The following is an 8,778-nucleotide window of genomic DNA, read 5'->3' on the forward strand; positions in this document are numbered from 1 at the left end:
CCTGCGACATGTCAGTCTCGTGACTGAGACCGCAATCGCTCACTTTCTGTCACAGGACCGTCATTCGATGGCCGCAGGATGAGGTTTTCCCTGCCCGAGAGACTGCGAGCCGACCATGACGCTTCCCGACCTGAACGACCACGAAGACCTGATGCAGCGCATCGCGCGCGATCTCGTGGACAGCTACGACGAGGAAATCGAACTCGAACTGGAAGACCGCAGCATTGAGGAGCTCGAAACGGGTCGTATCACCGACAAGGCGGCGCGGCAGGCCTACTTCAAGGAGCTGTTCCGCCTGCAGGGCGAACTCGTGAAGCTGCAGGACTGGGTCCAGCACAGCAAGCAGAAGGTCGTGATCCTGTTCGAAGGCCGCGATGCAGCGGGCAAGGGCGGCGTGATCAAGCGCATCACGCAGCGGCTCAATCCGCGCGTGGCTCGGGTCGCGGCGCTGCCGGCACCCAATGACCGCGAGCGCACCCAGTGGTACTTCCAGCGCTACGTGGCGCATCTACCTGCGGCGGGCGAGATGGTGCTGTTCGACCRCAGTTGGTACAACCGCGCCGGCGTTGAGCGCGTGATGGGCTTCTGCACCGACGATGAGTACGAGGAGTTCTTCCGTACCGTCCCTGACTTCGAGCGGATGCTCGTTCGCTCGGGCATCCAGTTGATCAAGTACTGGTTCTCCATCACGGACGAAGAGCAGCACATGCGCTTTCTCGGCCGCATTCACGATCCGCTCAAGCAGTGGAAGCTGAGCCCGATGGACCTGGAATCGCGCCGCCGCTGGGAGGAATACACCAAGGCCAAGGAAACGATGCTGGAGCGCACGCACATTGCGGAGGCGCCCTGGTGGGTCGTTCAGGCGGTCGACAAGAAGAAGGCGCGCCTGAACTGCATCAGCCACCTGCTGGGCCAGCTGCCCTACCACGATGTCGAGCATGCGCCGGTGACGCTGCCCGCGCGGGTGCGCAACGCGGACTACTTGCGCCATCCCGTGCCGCCCAGCATGTACGTGCCCGAGGTGTACTGACGCGCCGCGGCGGGCGTGTCAAGGGCGTCGTCCGATGGATGGGAGCGCTCGAAGCTGCTACCGTGTTCGACTGCTCCCCGCACATCGATGCCACGCCGCTTACTTTCCCCGCTCACTCGTGCCTACCAGCGCAACCTGAAGGCGCTGACCAAGGCGACGCTCAGCAGCAGCAAGCGCATTGCCAACCAGGTCCAGCGTGCGGCCGTCAAGCAACTCAAGCCGCCTCCGGGGCGCGGTGACTGGCTGCCGGGGGTGGCGATGGGCCCGGCGGGCGCGCGGCGCTATCACCTCTATCGTCCGCCCAGCCTTCCGTTGGGGGAGAAGGTGCCGCTGATGGTCATGCTGCATGGTTGCGGCCAGACGGGGCGCGACTTTGCCATCAGCACGCGCATGAACCAACTGGCCGCCCGCGAGCGCTTCATGGTGCTCTATCCAGAGCAGGACAGGCTTGCGAATCCGCAGGGATGCTGGAACTGGTACGACCGCCGTTCCGGAAAGGCCGACGCCGAGGCCGCGACACTGATGGTGGCCGTGGATCAGGTCCAAATGCTCTACCCCATAGACCGGGAGCGCGTGGCTGTCGCGGGCCTGTCGGCGGGCGCGAGCATGGCCGCGTTGCTTGCGACACGCTATCCGGCGCGGTTCAAGGCCGTCGCCATGCATTCGGGCGTTGCGCCGGGCGCCGCAAAATCGCCGGCGACCGCACTGGGCGCAATGCGGGGGCAGCACGTGCCGCCGATGCCTGCCACGGCGGTCGGCAAGGCCATGGGCGCCGCGGCTGCATTCACCACATTGCCGGCGCTGCTCGTGCTGCACGGCGATGGCGACAAAGTGGTGTCCGCCAGCAATGCCGGCAGCAGCGCCGCCGTCTGGGCCGTCGCGAACGGAGCCAAGCCCGGCGTGACCCGCGTGCGGCAGCGCGGCAAGCGCCATGCGATGCGTGTCACCAACTACGTGCGTCGCGGGCGAACTGTCGTCACGCTCTGCGAGATCGCGAGCCTCGGGCATGCATGGAGCGGTGGCGTGTCGAGCATGCTCTTCACCGATCCTGCAGGCCCGGACGCGACCAAGCTGGTCTGGGCCTTCGCCGCCCGCCAGTTTCGGCTGAGCGCTGTTCGGCTGCCGATCTGAACCGGAGGCATCGGATGTCTGCAATTGCCTATGACGCCAGCCGAACGGCCCTTTACGCTCCGGAGCGGCAGGAGACGCTCTTCGAACGCGGCCGCGCATACACGCCGGTGCAGTGGGCGGTCGAAGCCGCGCGGCTCACCTACTACCGGGTCGAGCAGGGGCAGTCCGAAGTGCAGCGTCTGGCCGACGCGCTGGCGCAAGCTGGCTTTGGCAATCCGCAGCTCTTTCGCGACGCCGCCACCTACGCATTCGGAGCGCTGCATACCGGAGACGGCAGTGCGCTTGTCGCGTTTCGCGGCACGCAGCCCGACGACATCCGCCATCTCGCGACCAATCTCCAGGCGCAGCAGCTCGAGTGGAAAGAAAGCGGAGGGCGTGCCCACGCCGGCTTCGCGAAAGCGGCCCGAGGTGTGCTGCCGCAAGTGCTCGATTGGCTGGCGGGCGAGGGCAGTCGGCGCAGCCGCCTTGTGCTGGCCGGACACAGCCTCGGTGCGGCGCTTGCCACATTGAGCGCAACGGTTCTGAGGCCCGAGTTGCTCGTGACGCTCGGCTCCCCCCGCGTCGGCGATGCGGATTTCGTCGGTGCGCTGGCGGACATCGACATCATGCGTCTGGTCGATGGCTGCGACGTCGTCACGCAATTGCCGCCCGCGTTGTCCTTCTATGCGCACGCCGGTGTGGTGACCTACATCACCTGTGTCGACGGCCATTGCGTCGAAGCTCCCTCGCCCACCATGATCGAAGCGGACCGGGCCGAAGGACGCGCACGGTATGCGTCGGACCATGCGTGGAAGTCCGGCTCCGTGTTGTTGCGCGAGTTGGCGGACCACGCACCCATCAACTATGCGCGAGGGTTCTTTTAGCTCGCCCCCAGGTTGGGCTCACTGCGTGTAGCCCGCCCACCCCCTACCGGGGGCGCAGCCAGCGGCCCGGCAAAGCCGGCTCCGCGGCAGCTCGCGTGAAGAGGGGTCTCGCGAAGCTGTGCTCATGCCCGCGAAGCCGGGCCCCACGGTGAACACCGCGGAACTGGCTTTGCCAGGCCGCTGGTGTTGCCCCCGGTAGGGGGTGGGCGGGCTACACGCAGTGAGCCCAACCTGGGGGCGAGCAACATGCCGTACGCCACCCGGCGTATTTCCGCAATGCGGGCCCGTCCGCAGACTCCCTCCCATCGTTCACACACCAGGAGAAGGAGTCCACATGCAACGTCGTTTCACCCTCAAGGCGCTCACTGCCGCCGTCGCTCTGGCGAGTTTGTCCGCCGTTCCCGCGTTCGCGCAGGACACCATCAAGGTCGGCGTGCTGCACTCGCTGTCCGGCACGATGGCAATCTCCGAAACCGTGTTGAAAGACACGGTGCTCATGGCCATCGACGACATCAACGCCAAGGGTGGCGTGCTCGGCAAGAAGCTCGAGCCTGTGGTGGTCGATCCGGCTTCCAACTGGCCGCTCTTCGCAGAGAAGACCAAGCAGCTGCTCGGGCAGGACAAGGTCGCCGTGATCTTCGGCTGCTGGACCTCCGTGTCGCGCAAGTCGGTGCTGCCCGTTGTGGAGGAAATGAACGGCCTGCTGTTCTACCCCGTGCAGTACGAAGGTGAAGAGCTCAGCAAGAACGTGTTCTACACGGGTGCCGCGCCAAACCAGCAAGCCATTCCGGCGGTCGACTACCTGATGAGCAAGGAAGGCGGCGGCGCCAAGCGCTGGGTGCTGCTGGGGACCGACTACGTGTATCCGCGCACGACCAACAAGATCCTGCGGGCCTATCTGAAAAGCAAGGGCGTTGCAGACAAGGACATCGATGAGAAGTACACGCCTTTCGGCCATAGCGACTACCAGACCATCGTTGCCGACATCAAGAAGTTCTCGGCCGGCGGCAAGACGGCCGTGGTGTCGACGATCAACGGCGACTCGAACGTGCCGTTCTACAAGGAACTCGGCAACGCAGGCCTGAAGGCCAAGGACGTTCCGGTGGTCGCCTTCTCCGTGGGCGAAGAAGAACTGCGCGGTGTGGATACCAAGCCGCTGGTGGGCAACCTGGCTGCATGGAACTACTTCATGAGCATCAAGAATCCGACGAACACCGCGTTCATCAAGCAGTGGAGCGAGTACGCCAAGGCGCACAACATCCCCGGCCACAAGGACAAGCCACTGACCAATGATCCGATGGAAGCCACGTGGATCGGCATCCACATGTGGAAGCAGGCTGTCGAGAAGGCCAAGAGCACCGACACCGACAAGGTGATCGCAGCGATGGCCGGCCAGACCTTTACCGCTCCGTCCGGCATCGTCTCGCAGATGGACGAGAAGAACCACCACCTGCACAAGAGCGTGTTCATCGGCGAGATCAAGGCCGATGGCCAGTTCAACGTGGTGTGGAAGACGCCGGGTCCGGTGAAGGCCAAGCCATGGAGCCCGTACATCGAGGGCAACGACAAGAAGCCTGACTACCCCGCCGGAAAGTCGCTCTAACCCCCAGCCTCGCCCACTTCGTGTGGCTCGGGCACCCCCTTTCAGGGGGCAACACCAGCGGACCGGCGGAGCCGGACCCGCGGTGTTTCTGGAAATGGGAATGCTGTGTGCTCTTTTATTCGCTCTGTTTATTTTTTCTTGGTGGCGGTCCTTCTGAGCGCTGCTTTGCCGGGGTACGCGCTGACTGGTGACGAGGCCAAGGCGATTGCGTCAGGGGATACCGAAGCGCGAATTTCTGCGCTGAATCAAGCGGTCATTGCTGCTGATGAGAAGACTGCGGCGTTCATTCAGGCGATGTCGGATGACGCTGTGAAATTCACTGAGAACCAGGTCTTTGTCGTCAAGGATGACAAGGGCTATGACCCCGTGACCGGGGCGGAAGTGAAGCTGCCGGACGATGCGGAGGACGTGGTCAACAACAACCTGATGCGCGGTGCGCTCGATGCGGCGCAAGCGGCGCTCAAGCTCAGCAGCAAGGACGATGCGGCACGGGCCGAGGCTGCGCAGGCACTGTTCAAGGAACCCGACGAGTCTCGTCTTCCGATGGTGGAGAAGGCGCTCGCGGCGGAGACGAATCCGAAGATCAAGGTGCAGCTCGAACTGGTGCGCGCCGCGAGCATGTTGAACAGCAGCGACAAGAGCAAGCGCCTGGTTGCGGCAAGGGATCTTGGCGAGAGTCGCAGTCCGGATACCAAGCTATTGTTGAATCAGCGCCTGGCCGACGAGACGGAAGCTGACGTCAAGGCGGCCATCCTGGCTTCGATCCGCAGTATTGACGGCTCGCTCGTCTGGGGTGACCGCATCAATGCGGTCTTCAGCGGGATCAGCTTGGGGTCGGTGCTGTTGCTGGCGGCGCTGGGGCTGGCGATCACCTACGGGCTGATGGGCGTGATCAACATGGCTCACGGCGAGCTGATGATGATCGGTGCCTACGCAACTTATGTGATGCAAGGCATCTTTCAGCGCTATCTGCCTGAGGCGGCATTTGGGTGGTATCTGGTTGCGGCGATTCCTGTGGCCTTCATGGCTTCGGCGTTGGTGGGTGCCGTGCTCGAACGCGGCGTGATCCGCTTCCTTTATGGCCGGCCACTGGAGACGCTGCTCGCCACGTGGGGGATCAGCCTGATGCTGCAGCAACTGGTGCGATCGATCTTCGGTGCGCAGAACGTCGGCGTTGAAAACCCGGCCTGGATGAGCGGCGGCTTCACGATGCTGAGCAATGTCACGCTGCCATGGAACCGCATCTGCATCATCATCTTCGCGGGGCTCGTGCTCTTGGCGATGGGGTGGCTCATTGGTCGTACGAGGCTCGGTCTCTTCGTTCGCGGCGTGACACAGAACCGCCCGATCGCCTCCTGCATGGGCGTGAACACGGCTCGCATCGACACCTACGCGTTTGCACTCGGTTCCGGCATCGCCGGGTTGGCGGGATGCGCGCTCTCGCAGATCGGCAATGTCGGGCCTGACCTCGGGCAGAGCTACATCGTCGATTCGTTCATGGTGGTCGTGATGGGCGGTGTCGGCCAGCTCGCTGGTACGGTGTACGCGGCAATGGGCCTTGGGATCCTCAACAAGTTCATCGAAGGCTGGGCCGGCGCTGTGCTCGCCAAGATTGCGGTGCTGGTCTTCATCATCATCTTCATTCAAAAACGGCCCCAGGGGATTTTCGCCATGAAGGGTCGGAGCGCAGAAGTATGAACACCCCCAGCCTCGCCCACTTCGTGTGGCTCTGCACCCCCTCCAGGGGGCAACACCAGCGGCCCGGCGGAGCCGGTTCCGCGGTGTTCCTGGCTGGGGCGGTCTTTGCGCCTGAATGGTTGTCTCGATGAAATCTGCCGTGATTCCTGTTCTTCCTTCCAAGGGCCCGCTGCTCAGCGGCAAGGGCTGGACTGTCTTCTTTGTCGCGCTGATCGCTGTCTGTGCGCTGGCTCCGGTGCTCAACATCGTTGTGCCCACCGACAGTGCGCTGCACATGAGCGACTACGCCGTGGCGCTGGTCGGGAAGATCATGTGCTACGCGATCTGTGCGCTGGCGATGGACCTTATCTGGGGTTACACCGGCATCCTGTCGCTCGGCCACGGCATGTTCTTCGCGCTGGGAGGCTACATGATGGGCATGTACCTCATGCGGCAGATTGGCCGCGACGGCAACTACAAGAGCGACCTGCCGGACTTCATGGTGTTCCTCGACTGGAAGACGCTGCCCTGGCATTGGACCTTCAGCGGAAGCTTCGTCGCCACGCTGATCATGATCGTCGCGGTGCCCGGCCTGATCGCGTTCGTGTTCGGCTTCTTCGCGTTTCGCTCGCGCATCAAGGGTGTGTATTTCTCGATCATCACGCAGGCGATGACCTTCGCGGCGATGCTGCTCTTCTTTCGCAACGAGACCGGCTTCGGCGGTAACAACGGCTTCACGGACTTCAAGCGCATTCTCGGCATCCCGATGGCGACACAAGAGATGCGCATGACGCTGTTCGCACTGACCGGTCTCACCTTGCTCGGCTTCTTCCTGTTCTCGAAATGGTTGATCGGCAGCAAGTTCGGCCGTGTGCTGCAGGCCATTCGCGATGCGGAGTCGCGCGTGATGTTCTCGGGCTACAACCCGCTCGGCTACAAGCTCACGATCTGGGTGATCTCCGCCATGATGTGTGGCGTTGCAGGCGCGTTGTATGTGCCGCAAGTCGGCATCATCAACCCCGGCGAGATGAGCCCCGCGAATTCGATCGAGATTGCGGTGTGGGCGGCAGTCGGCGGGCGCGCGACGCTGATCGGCCCGATCATCGGCGCATTCATCGTCAATGGTGCGAAGAGTTGGCTCACCGTTGCCTATCCCGAATATTGGCTGTACTTCCTCGGCGCTCTGTTCATTGCCGTCACGCTGTTCTTGCCGAACGGCATCGTCGGCCTGGTGAAGAAGTGGGCCTCGCGGGAAAAGGCGCCGCACGAAGAAGCGGCACCGAGTGAAGGCCGCCGCGAGGCGCAGCGCGCTCTGGCCGCCGAGCACGGCGTCGAGCCCTCGGCGCTGACACCGCCGCTCGCGGTCGAACCGAAGGGAGCAAGCGCATGACCCCCGATCTCATGGACGCCGGCGCCGAGCGCGTCGCCAGGCATATCGCCTTCGACCACGCATTGCAGACCGAGTCGGGCGGACGCTCGGCCGGCTATGGCCGGCACTTGACCGCCGGTGAAGTCGACGTCACGCACGGCCGCATTCTTTATCTCGAAGATGTGAGCGTGAGCTTCGACGGATTCAAGGCGATCAACAAGCTGTCGCTGGACATCGCACCGGGTGAGCTGCGCTGCATCATCGGACCGAACGGTGCGGGCAAGACGACGATGATGGACATCATCACTGGCAAGACGCGTCCCGATGAGGGGACGGTGTTCTTTGGCAGCACGATCGATCTGCTGCGGCACAAGGAAGCGGAGATTGCGCAACTCGGCATTGGGCGCAAGTTTCAGAAGCCGACTGTGTTCGAGCATCTGACCGTCTTCGAGAACCTCGAACTGGCGCTGAAGACTGACAGGGGTGTGAAGGCTTCGATGCTGTTCAGGCTGGATTCGGAGCAATGCGATCGGCTGGCGGAGGTGCTGCACACGATTCATCTTGATGGGAGTGTGTTGCGGCTGGCGGGGAATCTGAGTCATGGGCAGAAGCAGTGGCTGGAGATTGGGATGCTGCTGATGCAGGACCCGAAGTTGCTGCTTCTCGATGAACCTGTTGCGGGGATGACGGATGAGGAGACTGCTCGGACTGCGGAGTTGTTTCTTTCTTTGAAGGGGAAGCATTCGTTGATGGTTGTCGAGCATGACATGAGCTTTATTCGGGCTATCTCGGAAATCGTTACTGTTCTTTGTGATGGGGCTGTGTTGGCTCAGGGGACGTTGGATGAGGTTCAGGGGGATGAGCGGGTTATTGAGGTTTATCTTGGGCGGTGATGTGGGTCTTTTGGAGGTTGTCGGCCGGGACTCGCCCCGGCGGGCGACTTACTTTTCTTTGGKTCGCCAAAGAAAAGTAAGCAAAAGAAAGGCGACCCCACTGTGCGCGTCCCTGCGCTTCGCTTCGGGCAACCTGCGGTGCTCGCTTCAGGCGGGGTCCGCGCGAAACTCGCTKCGCTCAAACACGCGCAGCCCTCGTCCGCCTGAAGCTG

Annotated in this window: 7 protein-coding genes; all 7 read left to right on the forward strand. The window is 63.1% G+C overall.

The window, feature by feature from the left end:
• Positions 1 to 115: 115 nt before the first annotated feature.
• The 7 genes from ppk2 (at position 116) to urtD (ending at position 8,566) form a co-directional block, all read left to right on the forward strand.
• Complete coding sequence (gene ppk2, locus AC1DMA_RS21070) at positions 116 to 1,030, forward strand: polyphosphate kinase 2 (RefSeq protein WP_478145389.1); 915 nt, start codon at positions 116 to 118, stop codon at positions 1,028 to 1,030.
• Between the two features lie 87 nt (positions 1,031 to 1,117).
• The gene (locus tag AC1DMA_RS21075) at positions 1,118 to 2,161 is read left to right on the forward strand and encodes an extracellular catalytic domain type 1 short-chain-length polyhydroxyalkanoate depolymerase (protein ID WP_478145390.1); all 1,044 of its coding nucleotides are present in this window, start codon (positions 1,118 to 1,120) and stop codon (positions 2,159 to 2,161) included.
• Between the two features lie 14 nt (positions 2,162 to 2,175).
• Complete coding sequence (locus tag AC1DMA_RS21080; RefSeq protein WP_478145391.1) at positions 2,176 to 3,024, forward strand: lipase family protein; 849 nt, start codon at positions 2,176 to 2,178, stop codon at positions 3,022 to 3,024.
• A gap of 334 nt (positions 3,025 to 3,358) precedes the next feature.
• Positions 3,359 to 4,627 (forward strand): urea ABC transporter substrate-binding protein, encoded by a 1,269-nt coding sequence (urtA, locus tag AC1DMA_RS21085; protein WP_478125605.1) that lies wholly within the window; start codon positions 3,359 to 3,361, stop codon positions 4,625 to 4,627.
• 309 nt (positions 4,628 to 4,936) lie between these two features.
• The gene (gene urtB / locus AC1DMA_RS21090) at positions 4,937 to 6,325 is read left to right on the forward strand and encodes an urea ABC transporter permease subunit UrtB (protein WP_478145392.1); all 1,389 of its coding nucleotides are present in this window, start codon (positions 4,937 to 4,939) and stop codon (positions 6,323 to 6,325) included.
• Positions 6,326 to 6,452: 127 nt separating this feature from the next.
• Positions 6,453 to 7,694, forward strand: coding sequence for an urea ABC transporter permease subunit UrtC (gene urtC, locus AC1DMA_RS21095; RefSeq protein WP_478125606.1), 1,242 nt, complete (start codon positions 6,453 to 6,455; stop codon positions 7,692 to 7,694).
• Positions 7,691 to 8,566 (forward strand): urea ABC transporter ATP-binding protein UrtD, encoded by an 876-nt coding sequence (urtD, locus tag AC1DMA_RS21100; protein ID WP_478145393.1) that lies wholly within the window; start codon positions 7,691 to 7,693, stop codon positions 8,564 to 8,566. The genes urtC and urtD overlap by 4 nt, the downstream gene beginning before the upstream one ends.
• Positions 8,567 to 8,778: the final 212 nt, after the last annotated feature.

It is taken from the genome of Variovorax sp. 05N34 (assembly GCF_056397405.1).